Genomic DNA, 16,533 nt, shown 5'->3' on the forward strand with positions numbered 1-16,533 from the left:
CCGGAAGGACGGTGCCCGGTGCGGGCAAGCGCCGGATTATCGCACAGGGGCCGTCCCGGGCCGGGGCGCGGCCGGGCTCCGGGCCCGGCCGCCTTCCCCCTTCCGGACTCAGGGCATCGGCAGTTCCACGAAGCCGGTGCTGCCGGCGTTGCGCACCAGCAGGCGCAGGGTCTCGCCCCGCTTCACCCGGGCCAGGGCCGCCTCGAAGGCCTGCGGCGAGCCGACGTCGCTGCCGTTCACCGCCAGCACCACGTCGCCCACCGAGAGGCCGGCCTGGCGGGCCAGCGGCGAGCCCACGCGGCTGATCCGCACCCCCTCGCCCGGGCGCAGGCCGAGCGCGCGCCGGGTCTCGGCATCCACCGCCTCGACGGCAAGCCCGAGGGCATTGGCCGCGGCCGCCGGACGCGCCGGCGTGGTGGCGGCAATGGCGTTGCCATCGAGCGCATCCAGGGTCACGGTGATGTCGCGGGTGCTGCTGCCACGGCGCACCGTCACCGTGGCCTTGCTGCCCGGGGCCAGCAGGCCCACCTGCGGCGGCAGGTCGGAGGCATTGAGGATCTCGCGGCCATTGAAGGCAGTGATCACGTCACCCGGGCGGATACCGGCCTTGTCGGCGGCGCTGCCGTTGTTGACGCTGTTGACGAAGGCGCCCACCGGACGCGAGAGGCCGAGCTCCTGCGCCCGCTCGCGGGTGACCTGGCCGATCTGCACGCCAAGCACGCCGCGCCGCACCTCGCCGGTTTCGCGCAGCTGGCGGGCGGTGTTCATCGCCACGTCCACCGGGATGGCGAAGGACACGCCGATGAAGCCGCCGGTATTGCTGAAGATCTGCGAGTTGACCCCCACCACCTCGCCGCGCACGTTGAGCAGCGGGCCACCGGAGTTGCCGCGGTTGATCGCCACGTCGGTCTGGATGAAGGGCACGTACTGCTGGCCCGGATCCATGCTGCGGCGGTTGATGCCGGAGACCACGCCGGCGGTCACCGAATGCTCGAAGCCGAAGGGCGAGCCGATCGCCACCACCCACTGCCCGGGCTTGAGGCTGGCAGCATCGCCGATGCGCACCGCCGGCAGGCCGCGGGCCTCGACCTTGAGCAGGGCGATATCCGACATCGCATCCGAGCCGACGATCTTCGCCTCCAGCTCGCGGCGGTCGGCAAACCGCACGATGACCTTCTCGGCCCCCTCGATGACATGGTGGTTGGTGATGATGTAGCCATCGGCGCTGGTGACGAAGCCGGTACCGAAGGAGGTGCCGCCACGCGGTTCCGGCGCCGGCATGCCAGGGCCGATGAAGCGGCGGAAGATCTCCGGCATGGCCTCGTCGATGGCCTGGGCGGCACGGCTGCCGCGGCCGCTGCCGATCTGCGCCTCGATGTTCACCACCGCCGGCGAGACCTGCTCGACGAGGCGGGTGAAATCGGGCAGCTGCACGAGCGGCGCCGCAGCCGGAGCGGCTGCCGGCGCGGAGGACTGCGCCGGCAGCAGCACCGGGGCGAGGGCGAAGGGAGTGAGCAGGGCGAGGGCGAGCAGGGCACGCCGGGGTGATGGCAGGCGCATCGTCATGTCAGATCCTTGGTCGGAAGTCCGTTGCAGGGCCGCAGCCCGAGGCGGGGCGCGGCGTCGAGGCGCTTGGTCAGACGCCCCGCGAGGAAAGTTCCCGCGAGCAGCCCGGCCAGTGCGGCGGCGTTCGGGAAACCGGCCGCCCGGCCGAGCAGGTGGCCGAGGCCGGCTCCCAGCAGCAGGGCGACGAGGGCGAGACCATAGGAACGGAACGCGGCGCGGCGCAGGGCGCGGGCATCCACCAGCACCTCGATGTCCTCGCCCGGCCGCAGGCCGGAAGCCAGGACCGGCAGGCGCTCGGGCTGCCCTTCGGGCGCGGCGAACAGGCTGCACCGCCCGCCACAGCCCGCGCAGCCGCGACAGGTGGACTCCAGCCAGGCCACGTCCAGCCCCTCCGGGGTACTGGCGAGCACGCGGGCACGGCGAGCGAGCCAGCCCTCGCCCGTGGCCGCACCGCCGGAACCGGCCGGCGAAGACGGGCTCAAGGCCGGGGGCCGTCCTGCGGCGGCACGGGCACGCTGTAATCGACGGTGAACGCCGGTGCCGCATGGCGGCTGCGCGGCCAGGGCCGGCTCGGCGCGTCGATGGCCGGAAGCGGGGCGAGCTGCTCGGCCGTGGGCTGCGGGGCACGGGCGAGCAGGGGCGGTTCGGCCGCCGCCGGAGCCGGCAGCGGGCGCGATTCCGGACGCAGCGGCGTCGGGGTAGGCGCCGGCAGCGGGCGGGCCGCCGGCAGGGCGGCCGGAGCGGGAGCCTGGGCCACGAGCGGCGACGGAGCGGCAGGGACGGGCGACGAGCCTTCCGGCTCCGGCCAGGCCAGCACCAGGGCAAAGGCCGAGGCGGCGGCCGAGGCGATGAGGGGCCAGCGGCGGCGCGGCGCCGGGGCGATGTGGGCAGGGGGCTGCGCCGGCAGGGCCTCGGTCTCCAGCGCCCGGGCCACGCGGCCGGCCAGACCGGAAGACACCGGCGCCTGCGCCTGGCGGCGCAGGGCATCACCGATCGCCTGCCAGCGCCCGAGCTGGGCGCGCAGGGCGGCATCGCCATCCAGCCTTCGCTGCACGAATCGGCCGGCCTCGGGCGCGAGCGCGCCGTCGTGCCAGGCGCTCAACTGTTCGCGGAATTCGTCGGGGGCGGTGGTGCTCATGGCATCAGGGGTCCAGCAAGGGGCGCAGTTGCGTGTCGATGGCCTCGCGGGCGCGGAAGATGCGCGAGCGCACGGTGCCGATCGGACAGCCCATGCGCTCGGCGATCTCCTCGTAGCTCAGGCCCTCCACTTCGCGCAGGGTGAGGGCCTCGCGCAGCTCGGGGGCGAGCCCGGCCACCGCCGCCAGCACCTGCTGCTCGATCTCGTTGCGCAGGGTTTCGTGCTCGGGGGTGTCGCCGTCGTGCAGGCGCTCGGCCTCGCGCACGGCCGCCACCTCCTCGTCGTCGATGTCGAGGGCGGCGGGCTGGCGGCCCAGCGAGACGAGATGGTTCTTGGCGGTGTTCACGGCGATGCGGTAGAGCCAGGTGTAGAACTGGGCCTCGCCGCGGAACTGCGGCAGGGCGCGCCAGGCACGGACGAAGGCCTCCTGCACCACGTCCTCGGCCTCGGCTGGATCGCGGACGTGCCGCCGCACCAGGGCGGCGATGCGGTACTGGTACTTCCTGACGAGCAGATCGAAGGCATTCCGGTCACCGGCCTGGACGCGCCTGACGAGTTCGTGGTCGTTGTGGTCCGTGCCCATCCCGGGCCTGCTCCTGCGCATGGGGCGCCGGCGCGGGGCCGCGGGAGGACGCGGACCTGTGACCGGCGGCGAGTGGGAAAGTTCCCGGCGATTTGACCGCGGGAAAGTACAGCCCGGATGATACCGGCCCATCCGCCCTACCCGCCCGTACGGTCACCGCATGTTCGAAGGTCTCCGCCTGCAACACTGGCGCACGGAAGTGCGCGCCGACGGCATCGTCGTCCTCACCCTCGACCGCGCCGACCAGAGCGTCAATGCGCTCTCCCGCGGCGTGCTGGACGAACTCGGCCAGCTGGTCGAACGCCTGGCCATCGAGAAACCGAAGGGCGCGGTGTTCTGCTCCGGCAAGGCCGCCGGCTTCATTCCCGGGGCCGACATCAAGGGCTTCGAGGAAATCGATGCCAGGGGCCAGATCTTCGACTGGATCCGCTCCGGCCAGCTGCTGTTCGACCGCATCGCCCGCCTGCCCTTCCCCACCGTGGCGGCGATCCACGGCCACTGCATGGGCGGCGGCACCGAACTGGCCCTGGCCTGCCGCTACCGCGTGGCGAGCAGCGCCGAGAACACCCGTATCGGCCTGCCCGAGGTGAAGCTCGGCATCTACCCCGGCTGGGGCGGCAGCGTGCGCGCCCCGCGCCTGCTCGGCGCCCCGGCGGCCATGGACCTGATGCTCACCGGCCGCGCCCTGCGCGCCAGCCAGGCCCGGGCGATCGGGCTCATCGACCGGGTGGTCGAAGGCCCGGTGCTGCTGGATGCCGCCATCGAGCTGGCGAAGAAAGGCATGCAACGCCCGTTGAAGCAGCGCCTCACCGCCTGGGCCAGCAACACCTGGCCGGCGCGGCAGGTACTGGCCAACATGATGGTGAAGCAGGTGGCGCGCAAGGCCCGCAAGGAGCACTACCCCGCGCCCTACGCCCTGATCGAGACCTGGCGCCGCACCGGCGTGGGGAATGTCTCCCGCGCCCTGCTGGCCGAGGCGAAGGCGGTCTCGAAGCTCGCCAGCGGCCCGACGGCCCGCAACCTCGTGCGCGTGTTCCTGCTGATGGAGCGCCTGAAGGGCCTGGGCGGCAAGGACCATGGCATCCAGCACGTGCACGTGATCGGTGCCGGCGTGATGGGCGGCGACATCGCCGCCTGGGCCGCCTTCCGCGGCTTTACCGTGACCCTGCAGGACCGCGAGATGAGGTTCATCGAGCCGGCCCTGAAGCGCGCCGACGAGTTCTACGCCAAGAAGATCAAGGACGAAGCGAAGCGCGCCGAGACCCGCGCCCGCCTGCAGGCGGACGTGGAGGGAGCCGGCGTGGCCAAGGCCGACCTCGTCATCGAGGCCATCTTCGAGGATGCCGAGGCCAAGCAGGCGCTGTTCAGGAAGGCGGAGGAATCCCTGAAGCCGGGCGCCATCCTCGCCACCAACACCAGCTCGATCGCGCTGGAAGTGCTGCGCGAGGGCCGCACCGATGCCTCCCGCTTCGCCGGCCTGCACTTCTTCAACCCGGTGGCCCTGATGCCGCTGGTCGAGATCGTCCAGCACGACCGCCTGGATGCCGAGACCACGCGCCGCCTGGCGGCCTTCTGCAAGGCCATCGACAAGCTGCCGGTGCCGGTGGCCGGCACGCCGGGCTTCCTCGTCAACCGCATCCTCGCCCCCTACATGCAGGAGGCCATCCTGCTGTTCAAGGAGGGCGTGCCGGGCGCGGTGATCGACAAGGCGGCACTGAAGTTCGGCATGCCGATGGGCCCGATCGAACTGGTCGATACCGTGGGCCTCGACGTGGCCGCGAGCGTCGGGAAGATCATGGCCGCTTTCCATGGCCAGCCGCTGCCCGAAGGCCTGACGGTCGAGGAGGGCAAGCGCGGCAAGAAGGACGGCCAGGGCCTCTACAAGTGGGAGAACGGCAAGCCGGTGAAGCCCGAGGTGCCGGCCGGCTACACGCCGCCGGAAGACCTCGAGGACCGGTTGATCCTGCCGCTCGTCAACGAGGCCGTGAGCTGCCTTGCCGACGGCACCGTGGCCGATGCCGACCTGCTCGACGCCGGGGTGATCTTCGGCACCGGCTTCGCCCCCTTCCGCGGCGGCCCGATCGCCCATGCCCGCGCCGAAGGTCCGGCCAGGCTCAAGGCCCGGCTCGAACAGCTCGCCGCCGTGCACGGCCCCCGGTTCACGCCCCGCCCCGGATGGGAGACCCTGTGATGCGCCTCGCCACGCTCGCTGCCACCCTCACCGCCGCCCTGCTCCTCGCCGCCTGCGGCGGCCAGGGCTCCGACGATGCCGCCAAGCCCGACGGCCCCAGGCAGCGCCGGGTCAACGTCTACAACTGGTCCGACTACATCACCCCGGAAACGCTGCAGCGCTTCACCCGCGAGACCGGCATCGAGGTGGTGTACGACGTCTACGCCGACAACGAGACCCTGGACGCCAAGCTGGTGGCGCGCAACAGCGGCTATGACGTGGTCTTCCCCTCGGCCCCCTTCGCCCAGAAGCACATCGCCAACGGCCTCTACGCCCCGCTGGACAAGGCCCTGCTGCCGAACCTGGTGAACCTCGACCCGGCCCTGGCTGGCGGCGTCGCCGCTGCCGACCCGGAGGGCCGCTTCATCGTGCCCTACATGTGGGGCACCACCGCCATCGGCTACAACGTGGCCAAGGTGCGCGAGGCCCTCGGCGAGGAGGCCGAGCTCGACACCTGGGGCCTGCTCTTCGACCCCGCCACCAGCGCAAAACTGGCGAAGTGCGGCATCGCCGTGCTCGACGACCAGCAGGAGGCCTTCTCCGCCGCCCTGTTCTGGAAGGGCATGGACCCGAACGGCATGGGCAATGGCGAGATCGACGTGGTGCGCGCGGTGTACGCCCCGGTGCGCCAGCACATCCGCTACTTCAACTCCAGCCGCTACATCGACGATCTTGCCAATGGCGAGATCTGCGTGGCCATGGGCTACAACGGCGACGTGCTGCAGGCCCGCGACCGTGCCGAGGAAGCCGGCACCGGGGTGGAGATCGGCTATGTCATCCCGCGCGAAGGCGCGATCCGCTGGTTCGACGTGATGGCCATCCCGGCCGATGCCCCGAACAAGGCCGAGGCCCATGCCTTCATCGACTTCCTGCTGCGCCCCGACGTGATCGCCCCGATCAGCGAGTTCGTCTCCTACGCCTCGGCCAACCTGCCGGCGAAGGACCTCGTCGACCCCGGGCTGCGCGCCGACCCCGCCGTGTACCCGCCGGAGGAGGTGATGGGCAAGCTGGTGGACACCAAGAAACTGCCGCTGGAGGAGAACGACGCCCGCCAGCGCGCCTGGGCCGACATCAAGCGCGGCGGCTGAAGCGAGATGAGCACGCCGGCCCGCCGCGCGGCCGCCATCGATCCCTGGCAGGACCCGAAGGCCGAACCACTGCTGCGGATCGAGGGTGTCACCAAGACCTTCGGCAAGACCTATGCCGTGGACGATGTCTTCCTCGACATCTACCGCGGCGAGTTCTTCTCCCTGCTCGGCGGCTCGGGCTGTGGCAAGAGCACCCTGCTGCGGATCCTCGGCGGCTTCGAGGTGCCCGACAAGGGCCGGGTGCTGATCGACGGCATCGACATGACCCGGGTGCCGCCCTACGAGCGCCCGGTGAACATGATGTTCCAGAGCTATGCGCTGTTCCCCCACATGACGGTGGAGCAGAACATCGCCTTCGGCCTGAAGCAGGACCGGCGCCCGGCCAGCGAGATCGGCGACCGGGTAGCGGCCATGCTCGACCTGGTGAAGATGGGGCAGTACGGCCGGCGCAAGCCCGACCAGCTCTCCGGCGGCCAGCGCCAGCGCGTGGCCCTGGCGCGCGCACTGGCAAAGCAGCCCAAGCTGCTGCTGCTCGACGAACCGCTGGGCGCGCTCGACAAGAAGCTGCGCGAGCACACCCAGTTCGAGCTGGTGAACATCCAGGAGCGCACCGGCACCACCTTCGTCATGGTCACCCACGACCAGGAGGAGGCGATGACCATGAGCAGCCGGGTGGCGGTGATGGACGCCGGCCGCATCCTCCAGGTCTCGACCCCGGCCAACCTCTACGAGTACCCGCACTCGAAGTTCGTGGCCGAGTTCATCGGCGCGGTGAACATGCTGCGCGGCACCGTGCTGGAACAGCAGGAGGAACGCGTGCTGGTGCACTGCCATGACCTCGACTTCGATACCTGGGCGCGCTACGCCGAGCCCATCCCGGTGGGCACCGACGTGGACGTGGCGATCCGCCCGGAGAAGATCGACGTGGCCGAGGCCGAGCCTTCGGGCGTGGACAACGTGGTGCGTGGCCGGGTGGTGGAGATCGCCTACCTCGGCGACGTATCGATCTACCACGTGCAGACCGACGACGGCTTCGTGCTGCGGGTGCAGGAAACGCATGCCGCCCGCAGCGCCGACCCGCACTACAACTGGGGCGACGTGCTCTACCTCGTCTGGCACGCCCGCGACGCCATCGTGCTCACCGCCTGAGCATGCAGCGCGGGGCTGCCAATGCCGGCTGGTGGGACCTCTGGTACCAGGTGGTGCTGGGCCTGTTCCGGCAGATCGGCGCCCTCGGGCGCGAGCTGCGCGGCAGCCGCGGCCGCTACCTCGTCATCGCCGTGCCGATGCTCTGGCTGCTGGCCTTCTTCCTCGCCCCGCTGCTGGTGGTGCTGAAGATCAGCCTGTCCCAGCGCACCGGCGGGGCCCCGCCCTACTCCGACCTCGTGGCCTTCGGCGGCGATGGCCTGGTGCAGATCACCCTGAGCTTCGCCGGCTATGCCCGCCTGCTCACCGACCCGATCTACATCGAGAGCTACATCAACTCGCTGCAGTTCGCCTCGGTCTCCACCCTCGCCTGCCTGGTGCTTGGCTACCCCATCGCCTACGGCATCGCCCGCGCCAGTCCGGGCTGGCGACTGTTCCTGCTGATGCTGGTGGTCCTGCCGTTCTGGACCAGCTCGCTGCTGCGCACCTATGCCCTCACCGGCCTGCTGCGCGACAACGGCCTCGTCAACCAGGCCCTGCTGGCGCTCGGCCTCGTCGATGCCCCGGTGCGGCTGATCGACACCCCGTTCGCGGTGTACCTCGGCATCACCTACAACTACCTGCCCTTCATGGTGCTGCCGCTGGTGGCCAACCTGATGCGGCTCGACTTCACCCTGCTGCAGGCCGCCGCCGACCTCGGCGCCCGCCCCTGGCGCGCCTTCCTCTCGGTCACCCTGCCGCTCTCGCTGCCCGGCATCCTTGCCGGCTCGCTGCTGGTGCTGATCCCGGCGGTGGGGGAATACGTCATCCCGGCCCTGCTCGGCGGCCCGGGCTCGCTCTCCATCGGCCAGCGCATCTGGGAAGACTTCTTCAACGCCCGCCACTACCCGCTGGCAGCGGCGGTGGCCATGGCCATGCTGGTGCTGATCGTGGTGCCGATGCTGCTGTTCGAATCGGTGCAGGAACGCCGGGCCCGCCGGGAGGCGGAACGCGCGTGAGCGAGCGCCGCCCCTTCCTGCTCTATACCGCGATGGCGTTCGGCTACGCCTTCCTCTACCTGCCGATCGCCAGCGTGGTGCTGTTCTCCTTCAACGAGTCGCGCTCGGTGAGCCTGTGGAAGGGTTTCTCCCTGCAGTGGTACGGGCGCCTGTTCGAGAACCAGGCGGTGATCGACGCCGCCCTGCTCTCGCTGCTGATCGCCGCCATGGCCTCGACGCTCGCCGTGGTGATCGGCACGATGGCCGCGCTCGCCCTCTCGCGCTTCGGGCGCTTCAGGGGCCGGGGCCTGCTCTCGCTGATGAGCTCGGCGCCGCTGGTGATGCCGGACGTGATGCTCGGCATCAGCGCCCTCTTTCTGTTCATCACCCTGCAGCAGCTGGTCGGCTGGCCGCAGGGCCGGGGCATCGACACCATCACCATCGCCCATGTGACGCTGTGCGTCTGCTATGTCACGGTGGTGGTGCGCTCGCGCCTGGTGCAGACCGACCACAGCCTCGAGGAAGCGGCGATGGACCTCGGGGCGCGGCCGTGGAAAGTGTTCTTCCTCGTCACCCTGCCGCTGATCTGGCCGGCCCTGCTGGCCGGCTGGCTGCTCGCCTTCACGCTCTCGCTCGACGACGTGGTGATCGCCAGCTTCACCTCGGGGCCGGGCAGCAGCACCCTGCCGGTGCTCATCCTCTCCAAGGTGCGCTTCGGCGTGACGCCGGAGATCAACGCACTGGCCACGATCATCATCGTGGCGGTCTGCCTCGGCATCAGCCTCGCGGGCTGGATGCTGCACCGGGGCAACCGTCAGGCAGGGGCCTGAAACCCTGCTGCCCGCATGCGCAGGCTGCATACGTATTCATGACGGAGGCGAGGCATTAGAGCCTAGGCTCTAGACCGGGCATGGTCCTGCCCGTCCGCGAACGCCACTCCGGAGCCCCCCGATGTCCTCCCGCCCTCTCCCCCCGACCCGGGCGCTGCGTGCCCCGTTCCGCGCCCTCGCCGTTCTGGCCCTCGCCCTGCTCGGCGCACCGGCCGCCCGGGCCGATGTCATCCTCCATGCCTTCAACTGGCGGTATGCCGACGTGCAGGCACGCGCCGACCAGATCCGCGATGCCGGCTACCGCATCGTGCTGGTCTCCCCGGCCTACAGGAGCGAGGGCAATGCCTGGTGGGCGCGCTACCAGCCCCAGGACCTCCGGCTGATCCACAATCCGCTCGGCGATACCACGGCCTTCCGCAGCATGGTCGCGGCCCTGCAGCAGCGCGGCATCCGCGTCTATGCCGATGTGGTGATGAACCACATGGCGAACGAGGCCTTCCGGCGCAGCGACCTTGATTACCCCGGCAGCGCCGTGCTCGCGGTGTACGCAGGCAACCCGGCCTACTACAACGGCCTGCGCCTGTTCGGCGACCTGCGCTACAACTTCCTGTCGGCAGCCGACTTCGGCCCGGCGCGCTGCATCCTCGATTACGGGAATGTCTTCGAGGTGCAGAACTACCGCCTTTGCGGCGGCAGTGGCGATGCCGGGCTGCCCGACCTCGTGGGCAATGCCTGGGTTGTCTCCCAGCAGCAGCAGTACCTGCAGGCACTGAAGGCCATGGGCGTGAAGGGTTTCCGCATCGATGCCGCCAAGCACATGCCGGCGGGCCACATCAATGCCGTGCTGACGCCGGCGATCAAGTCCGGCATGCATGTGTTCGGTGAGGTCATCACGGGCGGTGGCGCCGGCAATGCCGAATACGACCGCTTCCTCGCCCCCTATCTCCGCGATACCGACCACGGCGCCTACGATTTCCCGCTGCACAACCAGCTGCGCAGCGCCTTCGGATTCGGCGGGCGGATGACCCAGCTCGTCGATCCGCTCGCCTTCGGCCAGGCCCTGCCGCCCTCGCGGGCGATCACGTTCACGGTCACGCACGACATTCCGAACAATGCCGGCTTCCGCCATCTCATCATGGATCCGACGGACGAGACGCTGGCCTACGCCTACCTCCTCGGCCGGGACGGCGGCGTGCCCATGCTGTACTCGGACAACAACGAAAGCGGCGACAACCGCTGGGTGAATGCCTGGAACCGGGCCGACCTGAAGGCGATGGTGCGCTTCCACAATGCCGTGCAGGGAAGCGACCAGCAGGTACTGTCGGCGGGCGACTGCCACCTGATCTTCCGGCGCGGCAACCGCGGCATCGTCGCCATCAACAAGTGCGGGAACTCGGTATCGGTCCCGGTCGGCATGAGCAACAGCGTGCTGTGGTGGAACACGGATTACCGCGACGTGCTCGACGGCACCAGCGTGGTGCGCATCAGCAGCAGCACCTACACCTTCAACCTGCCACCGCGCCGGGCGCGGATGTGGCTGCGCTGAAGCGCCGGCCGCCGCCGCTCACTGCGACCGCTCGTAGACGTAGACCGTCGCCGGCGGCACGTTCCACCAGGTGAAGCTGGCGCGGCGCGCCACCAGCCCCAGGGCGTCGAGCACCTCGCGGGCCACGGGGCTGGCCGGCCCGTAGGTGAACTGCACGAACCGGCCCCCGGGGCGCAGGCAGGCGAAGGACTCGGCCATGATCCGCTGCTGCAGGCTGCGCGGCATGGTGAGCAGGCCGAGCCCGGAGACCACGGCATCGGCCGGGCCGGCGGCGAGAAAGCCGCTGCGGGTGGCCAGTTCCCGCACCTGCGCGGCATCGCCGAGTTCCACCCGCACTTCCGGGAAGCGCTGGCGCAGGGTCTGGTGCAGGGCCTCGTTGAGTTCGAGGACGAGCAGGTCGGCCGGAGCGATGCCATGGGCCAGCAGCTGCTCGGTGATGGCGCCGGTACCGCCGCCGAGCTCGATCAGGCGCCGCGCCCCGGCGGGCAGGGCGGCGATCATCTGCCGCGCGAGCTGCGGGCTGGAGGGCGAGACCGCGGCCACGCCCAGCGGGTTCTTCAGCCACTGGCGGAAGAAGGCCCAGCGGCCCTGTCGGTCTTCGAGCGTGAATGGCGACATGCGAGACAGGCGTCCAGAACGGGGGGCCAAGAGCATGCCCTGAATCGCGTTCCGCGGGCGTTACGCCTGCCCGGCCCGGTCCCGGGGCCGCCCCCGGTACAGCACCCAGGCCCGGTGAATGCGCGGGTTGCGCTCGAAATCGGGATCGATGGTGGCCGGGCTGATCTCCTCGATCTCGGCGAACTTCGCAATGGTCTCGAGATCGGGCCGGAAGCGGCGGAAATTGTTCGAGAACAGCAGCACGCCCCCGGGGGCCAGGCGGCGCATCGCCGCTCCCAGAAGGTCGACGTGGTGCTTCTGCACGTCGAAGTCGGCCTTGTCCTTGCTGTTCGAGAAGGTCGGCGGGTCGCAGAAGATCAGGTCGTATTCGGCCCGGTCGGCGCGCAGCCAAGCCATGGCGTCGGCCTTGACGTAGCGGTGCTGCGGGCCTGTCTGGCCGTTCAGCGCCATGTTGCGTCCCGCCCACTCGAGATAGGTGGAGCTCAAGTCCACCGAGGTGGTGCTGATAGCGCCGCCCACGGCGGCATGCACGGTGGCTGCGCCGGTGTAGCAGAACAGGTTGAGGAAGCGCAGGCCCTTTGCTTCCGAGGCGATGCGCAGCCGCAGCGGGCGGTGGTCGAGGAACAGGCCGGTATCGAGGTAGTCGAACAGGTTCACCTCGAGCCGCACCGCGCCCTCGCGGACGATGAAAGCCTGCTGCCGCTCGTCCATGCGCCCGTACTTGCTGCCCCCCTTGCCGCGGGCGCGGGTCTTGATGGCGATGCGATCCTTCGGCACCTGGAACACCTCGCGCAGGGCGGCAAGCAGTTCGCCGAAACGGCGCCGCGCGTCGTGCTCGGCCACGCTGGCGGGCGGCGCGTACTCCTGCACGTGCAGGAAAGTGCGCGCCTCGCCGCCATCCTCGGCGTAGACATCGACCGCCGCGGCGTACTCCGGCAGGTCGGCATCGTAGGCGCGGAAGCAGGTGATGCCCTCGCGCTCGCGCCAGCGCGCCGAATGCTTAAGGGTCTTGCGCAGGCGGTTGGCCACCATCTGCGCCCCCTCCGACAGGGGGCGCGCCTCATCCGCGGCCTGGGATGGCGGCGCGAAGGTCTCACAGGCGAGCAGCGTGCAGTCCAGGGCGCCATTGCGCAGGGCGTAGCGCTTGCGCGCCCGCAACCGGGTGGCGCGGGCCAGGGCCTCGCTGCCGCAGAGCAGGGCGCCGCGCCACTCGGGCACCGCCCGCTGCAGGGCCTCGCCAAGACGGGCATAGAGGGCCTCGTCGGCAGCCAGCCGCTCGTCATAGGGCGGATTGCAGGCGACGATGCCCGACCCCTCGCAGGGGCGTCGCAGGTCGGCAATGTCACCGCTGCAAAAATCGATGGCCTCGAGCACTCCGGCGGCCTCGGCATTGCGCCGTGCCTGCTGGACGATGCGCGGATCGAGGTCGATGCCGAAGAAGCGCGGCGCCAGGCTGGCGCGCCGGTCGCGCACCCGGGCCTCGTCGACGAGACGCTGCCACGCCGGAAGATCGAAACCGCGCCAGCGGGTGGGCGGCGCCTCTCCGTGGCGCAGCAGCCCGGGGGCGGTGTCGGCGGCGATCAGGGCGCCTTCCACCAGCAGAGTGCCGCTGCCGCACATCGGATCGAGCAGGGAAAGCGGCGTGCCCATGGCCTCGGCAGCCGCCAGCGCCTCGCGGGTCCAGCCGGCCCGGGCCAGTACCGCGCAGGCCAGGGTCTCCTTCAGCGGGGCCTCGCCCTGCCCCTGCCGCCAGCCACGGCGGTGCAGCGGGCCTGCGAGATCGACCGCGAGCACGGCCCGTCCCTTGCGTACCACGAGATCGAGGCGCAGGTCGGGGGCATCGAGATCCACCGAAGGGCGGATGCCGGTGTCGAAGCGCAGGCGGTCGACGATCGCATCCTTCACCCGCTGTGCGGCGAAGCGGGCATGGGTGATGCCGGGGCCGGAGACATGGGCGGAGACGGCCAGCGTGCCCTCGGGCGCGAGATGCCCGCGCCAGTCGATGGCATGCACGGCAGCGTAGAGATCGTCCTCGCCCATGCAGTCGAACTCGAGCAGCGGCCACAGGGCGCGGCTTGCGAAGCGCGACCAGAGCGCCACGCGCAGCAGGCTCTCGGCCTCGCCCTCGGCATTCACCCCGGACGGGGCTGCATTGGCCCGGGTGGCACCGAGTGCGAGCAGCTCCTCGGCCAGCAGGTACTCAAGGCCTCGGCTGCAGGGCACGAAATAGCGCATCAGGGGGCCACCCGCCGCAGCAGTTCGGCAAAGACGCCGGCGCTATAGTCCACGTGCGCCTCGAGCCGATGCCTGTCGTCCACCAGCCGCAGCTCGGCGCGGCACGGCGCGCACCACTCGACCACTGCGCGCGCCGGGATCAGCTCGTCCTCCCAGCCATGCACCACCAGCAGGGGCAGGCCGGCGGGGGCCTGCAGGGGCCGCGGCCAACCCGCGAGCGCCACGGGAGGCGCCATCAGGAACAGCCCGGCGAGCTCGGGCCCTGCCCCGGCCTCGCCGGCCAGCCTGGCCGCCACTTCGCCGGAGATGAAGGCGCCCATGCTGGAGCCGGCCAGCACCAGCGGGCCTTTCACCGCCAGGGCGCGCCCGTGCAGGCGCTCGATCCGCGCCCCCACGTCGCCCAGCCGGCCGCGGGCGTCGAGATCGCGGTAATCCGGGCGCTCGTGGGTCCAGCCGAGCGCCTCGGCCACGCGGGCCAGGGCCGAGACCTTGGTGGCCTCGGGGCCGCTCTCGAGGCCATGGGAGAGGATGACGTGGCCTCGGGCCATGCGGTCGCTCCGGGTGGGGCGGCGGGAGGGCCGCCGGGGGCCGCGATGCTAGCATCCGGACATGCCCCCGCCCGTCCTCGCCCCTGGCGCGCACTACCAGCCGGTGCCCTATCTCGAACGCCTGCCGCAGCGCGATCCCGCCGGCATCGACCTCGTGGTCATGCACTGCACCGAAACGCCGACGCTGGAAAGCGCCCGGGCCTTCGGCGAGCGTGTGCTCTACGCGGAGAGTGGCACCGGCGCCTGCGGGCACTACTACCTCGACCGTGACGGCACGCTCGTCTGCTATGTCGAGCCGGAGCGCACCGCCCACCACGTGCGCGGCTGGAACGCGCGTTCGATCGGCGTCGAGATCGTGAACACCGGGCGCTACCCGCACTGGTACGACAGCCGCCACCAGGCCATGACCGAGCCCTACACCGAAGCACAGATCGAGGCCCTGCTGACCCTGCTCGCCCACCTGCGCCGGCAGTTCCCGGCCCTGCGCTTCATCGCCGGCCACGAAGACCTCGATACCGCCCGCGTCGAGGCCAGCGACGATCCCGCGAAATCGGTGTGGCGCAAGCGCGATCCAGGCCCGCTGTTTCCCTGGGAACGGGTACTGGCCGCCTGCGGGCTGGAGCGGCTGCGCCCCTGACCCCCGGCCGGGGGCCACGCAGGCCATGCGCCGGCCCCCGGCCCCCCCTCGCTATACTTCCGCCCCCTTAACTTTTCCGTGCGCAGCGCCCCCAGCGCCGTTGCCGCTTCATTCCCGCATGACCCATCCCGTCGTTGCCGAACTCGTCGAGCTCCTGAGGCTGGAACGCCTCGAGGACAACCTCTACCGCGGCCAGAGCCGCGACATCGGCACCAAGTTCGTGTTCGGCGGGCAGGTGATGGGCCAGGCCCTCGCCGCCGCGCAGGCCACGGTGGATCCGGCCCGCCACGTCCATTCGCTGCACGCCTACTTCCTGCGCCCCGGCGACATCGAGGCGCCGATCGTCTACTCGGTGGACCGCACCCGCGACGGCCGCAGCTTCAGCACCCGGCGGGTCACCGCCATCCAGCACGGCCAGCCGATCTGCGTCTTCGCCAGCTCCTTCCACCTCGAGGAAGCCGGCGCCGAGCACCAGATCAACAAGCCCGAGGTGCCCGACCCGGAGGACCTCGAGCCCCTGGCCCGCCCCGCGCCCGAGGTGCTGGCCAAGCTGCCGCCGATGATGCAGCGCTGGCTCTCGCGCCAGGTGCCCTTCGAGGTGCGCCCGGTCTACCCGCGCGACGAACTGAAGCCGGCCAAGCGCCCGCCCTACCAGCAGGTCTGGTTCCGCCTGATCGACCGGGTGGAAGACACCCCGCTGCTGCACCGCGCCCTGCTGGCCTATGCCTCCGACTTCCACCTGCTCGGCACCGCCACCCTGCCGCATGGCATCAGCTACTACGACCCGCGCGTGCAGATGGCCTCGATCGACCATGCCATGTGGTTCCACCGCCCCTTCCGCGCCGACGAGTGGCTGCTCTACGCCCTCGACAGCCCCACTGCCCAGGGCTCGCGCGGACTGGCCCGGGGCGGCATCTACACCCGCGACGGCCGGCTGGTGGCGAGCACGGCGCAGGAAGGCATGATCCGCATCGTCGGTGGAGAGGCCTGATGCGCGAGGTCTACCGCTCGCTGCGGGTGGAGCAGGTCGAGGGCGCGGCGCGCCTGCTCGGCGAGGCCGGCATCGAGACCAGCATCCAGAACGGCCGCTCCTACAAGGGGGCACGGCGGCGCCAGTTCAGCTACCGCGATGATCCGGAATCGGCGAAGGCCGCGGTGCTCTACGTGGTGCACAACAGCGACCTGCCGGAAGCCCGCCGCCTGCTGCGCGAGGCCGGGCTGATGGCGCCGGGGCAGCGCGAGAGCTACCTCCCCGACGACCTGCGGTTCCGCGCCCGGAACGGCAGCCAGGAACGCTTCTGGACCCCGGGCCGCCTGCGCACCCTGTTGCTGGCGCTGATCGCGCTCTCGCTCCTGGTGTTCCAGTTCCGCGGCCTGCTCGGCGCCTGAGG

At 71.0% G+C, this 16,533-nt stretch carries 16 protein-coding genes; 9 read left to right on the forward strand and 7 right to left on the reverse strand.

Annotated features, from left to right (window positions below; all coding sequences use genetic code 11):
* Positions 1–108: 108 nt before the first annotated feature.
* The 4 genes from G408_RS0111130 to rpoE are packed head-to-tail and all read right to left on the reverse strand — an operon-like array spanning position 109 to position 3,287.
* A complete protein-coding gene (locus tag G408_RS0111130; RefSeq protein WP_028771145.1) occupies positions 109–1,566 on the reverse strand; it encodes a Do family serine endopeptidase in 1,458 nt (485 codons plus the stop codon).
* Positions 1,563–2,048, reverse strand: coding sequence for a SoxR reducing system RseC family protein (locus tag G408_RS15185; protein ID WP_169719235.1), 486 nt, complete (start codon positions 2,046–2,048; stop codon positions 1,563–1,565). Before G408_RS15185 ends, G408_RS0111130 begins: the two co-directional genes overlap by 4 nt.
* Complete coding sequence (locus tag G408_RS14930; RefSeq protein WP_051282928.1) at positions 2,045–2,704, reverse strand: sigma-E factor negative regulatory protein; 660 nt, start codon at positions 2,702–2,704, stop codon at positions 2,045–2,047. Before G408_RS14930 ends, G408_RS15185 begins: the two co-directional genes overlap by 4 nt.
* Positions 2,705–2,708: 4 nt before the next feature.
* The gene (rpoE, locus tag G408_RS0111145; RefSeq protein WP_028771146.1) at positions 2,709–3,287 is read right to left on the reverse strand and encodes an RNA polymerase sigma factor RpoE; all 579 of its coding nucleotides are present in this window, start codon (positions 3,285–3,287) and stop codon (positions 2,709–2,711) included.
* Positions 3,288–3,447: 160 nt separating this feature from the next.
* On the opposite strand from rpoE, the gene G408_RS0111150 reads away from it, so the two are divergent.
* The 6 genes from G408_RS0111150 (at position 3,448) to G408_RS0111175 (ending at position 11,104) form a co-directional block, all read left to right on the forward strand.
* A complete protein-coding gene (locus G408_RS0111150; RefSeq protein ID WP_028771147.1) occupies positions 3,448–5,478 on the forward strand; it encodes a 3-hydroxyacyl-CoA dehydrogenase NAD-binding domain-containing protein in 2,031 nt (676 codons plus the stop codon).
* Complete coding sequence (locus tag G408_RS0111155) at positions 5,478–6,605, forward strand: polyamine ABC transporter substrate-binding protein (protein ID WP_211226674.1); 1,128 nt, start codon at positions 5,478–5,480, stop codon at positions 6,603–6,605. The genes G408_RS0111150 and G408_RS0111155 overlap by 1 nt, the downstream gene beginning before the upstream one ends.
* A gap of 6 nt (positions 6,606–6,611) precedes the next feature.
* Positions 6,612–7,754, forward strand: coding sequence for an ABC transporter ATP-binding protein (locus G408_RS0111160; RefSeq protein WP_028771149.1), 1,143 nt, complete (start codon positions 6,612–6,614; stop codon positions 7,752–7,754).
* Positions 7,755–7,891: 137 nt separating this feature from the next.
* The gene (locus G408_RS14485) at positions 7,892–8,749 is read left to right on the forward strand and encodes an ABC transporter permease subunit (protein WP_245584317.1); all 858 of its coding nucleotides are present in this window, start codon (positions 7,892–7,894) and stop codon (positions 8,747–8,749) included.
* The gene (locus tag G408_RS0111170; RefSeq protein WP_028771150.1) at positions 8,746–9,558 is read left to right on the forward strand and encodes an ABC transporter permease subunit; all 813 of its coding nucleotides are present in this window, start codon (positions 8,746–8,748) and stop codon (positions 9,556–9,558) included. The genes G408_RS14485 and G408_RS0111170 overlap by 4 nt, the downstream gene beginning before the upstream one ends.
* A gap of 121 nt (positions 9,559–9,679) precedes the next feature.
* Entirely contained in the window at positions 9,680–11,104 is a 1,425-nt protein-coding gene (locus tag G408_RS0111175) for an alpha-amylase family protein (RefSeq protein ID WP_037413089.1), read from the forward strand.
* Positions 11,105–11,122: 18 nt separating this feature from the next.
* On the opposite strand, the gene G408_RS0111180 is transcribed toward G408_RS0111175, so the two are convergent.
* The 3 genes from G408_RS0111180 to G408_RS0111190 are packed head-to-tail and all read right to left on the reverse strand — an operon-like array spanning position 11,123 to position 14,505.
* On the reverse strand, positions 11,123–11,722 hold the full coding sequence (locus tag G408_RS0111180) for a class I SAM-dependent methyltransferase (RefSeq protein WP_156890141.1): 600 nt from the start codon (positions 11,720–11,722) through the stop codon (positions 11,123–11,125).
* 60 nt (positions 11,723–11,782) lie between these two features.
* Positions 11,783–13,957 (reverse strand): bifunctional 23S rRNA (guanine(2069)-N(7))-methyltransferase RlmK/23S rRNA (guanine(2445)-N(2))-methyltransferase RlmL, encoded by a 2,175-nt coding sequence (gene rlmKL / locus G408_RS0111185; RefSeq protein WP_028771153.1) that lies wholly within the window; start codon positions 13,955–13,957, stop codon positions 11,783–11,785.
* Positions 13,957–14,505 carry an alpha/beta hydrolase gene (locus G408_RS0111190; RefSeq protein ID WP_028771154.1) on the reverse strand — a complete coding sequence of 183 codons (549 nt, stop codon included), beginning with the start codon at positions 14,503–14,505 and terminating at the stop codon, positions 13,957–13,959. Before G408_RS0111190 ends, rlmKL begins: the two co-directional genes overlap by 1 nt.
* A 61-nt stretch (positions 14,506–14,566) precedes the next feature.
* Between G408_RS0111190 and G408_RS0111195 the strand changes: the two genes are divergently transcribed.
* From G408_RS0111195 to G408_RS14490, 3 genes are all read left to right on the forward strand, one after another.
* Positions 14,567–15,142: an N-acetylmuramoyl-L-alanine amidase gene (locus tag G408_RS0111195; RefSeq protein WP_028771155.1), complete on the forward strand. Its 576-nt coding sequence runs from the start codon at positions 14,567–14,569 to the stop codon at positions 15,140–15,142.
* A gap of 118 nt (positions 15,143–15,260) precedes the next feature.
* Entirely contained in the window at positions 15,261–16,133 is an 873-nt protein-coding gene (gene tesB / locus G408_RS0111200; RefSeq protein ID WP_037413090.1) for an acyl-CoA thioesterase II, read from the forward strand.
* Entirely contained in the window at positions 16,133–16,531 is a 399-nt protein-coding gene (locus G408_RS14490; protein WP_051282930.1) for a putative signal transducing protein, read from the forward strand. Before tesB ends, G408_RS14490 begins: the two co-directional genes overlap by 1 nt.
* Positions 16,532–16,533 lie beyond the last annotated feature (2 nt).

The organism is Silanimonas lenta DSM 16282 (assembly GCF_000429065.1).
In the GTDB taxonomy this organism is placed as follows: Bacteria; Pseudomonadota; Gammaproteobacteria; order Xanthomonadales; family Xanthomonadaceae; genus Silanimonas; species Silanimonas lenta.

Excerpts from the sequence above, each read along its gene's own strand:
- G408_RS0111130 (WP_028771145.1), bottom strand. The coding sequence starts at position 1,566 with ATGACGATGCGCCTGCCATCACCCCGGCGTGCCCTGCTCGCCCTCGCC.
- G408_RS14930 (WP_051282928.1), bottom strand. The coding sequence starts at position 2,704 with ATGAGCACCACCGCCCCCGACGAATTCCGCGAACAGTTGAGCGCCTGG.
- rpoE (WP_028771146.1), bottom strand. The coding sequence starts at position 3,287 with ATGGGCACGGACCACAACGACCACGAACTCGTCAGGCGCGTCCAGGCC.
- G408_RS0111150 (WP_028771147.1), top strand. The coding sequence starts at position 3,448 with ATGTTCGAAGGTCTCCGCCTGCAACACTGGCGCACGGAAGTGCGCGCC.
- G408_RS0111155 (WP_211226674.1), top strand. The coding sequence starts at position 5,478 with ATGCGCCTCGCCACGCTCGCTGCCACCCTCACCGCCGCCCTGCTCCTC.
- G408_RS0111160 (WP_028771149.1), top strand. The coding sequence starts at position 6,612 with ATGAGCACGCCGGCCCGCCGCGCGGCCGCCATCGATCCCTGGCAGGAC.
- G408_RS14485 (WP_245584317.1), top strand. The coding sequence starts at position 7,892 with ATGCTCTGGCTGCTGGCCTTCTTCCTCGCCCCGCTGCTGGTGGTGCTG.
- G408_RS0111175 (WP_037413089.1), top strand. The coding sequence starts at position 9,680 with ATGTCCTCCCGCCCTCTCCCCCCGACCCGGGCGCTGCGTGCCCCGTTC.
- G408_RS0111180 (WP_156890141.1), bottom strand. The coding sequence starts at position 11,722 with ATGTCGCCATTCACGCTCGAAGACCGACAGGGCCGCTGGGCCTTCTTC.
- rlmKL (WP_028771153.1), bottom strand. The coding sequence starts at position 13,957 with ATGCGCTATTTCGTGCCCTGCAGCCGAGGCCTTGAGTACCTGCTGGCC.
- G408_RS0111190 (WP_028771154.1), bottom strand. The coding sequence starts at position 14,505 with ATGGCCCGAGGCCACGTCATCCTCTCCCATGGCCTCGAGAGCGGCCCC.
- G408_RS0111195 (WP_028771155.1), top strand. The coding sequence starts at position 14,567 with ATGCCCCCGCCCGTCCTCGCCCCTGGCGCGCACTACCAGCCGGTGCCC.
- tesB (WP_037413090.1), top strand. The coding sequence starts at position 15,261 with ATGACCCATCCCGTCGTTGCCGAACTCGTCGAGCTCCTGAGGCTGGAA.
- G408_RS14490 (WP_051282930.1), top strand. The coding sequence starts at position 16,133 with ATGCGCGAGGTCTACCGCTCGCTGCGGGTGGAGCAGGTCGAGGGCGCG.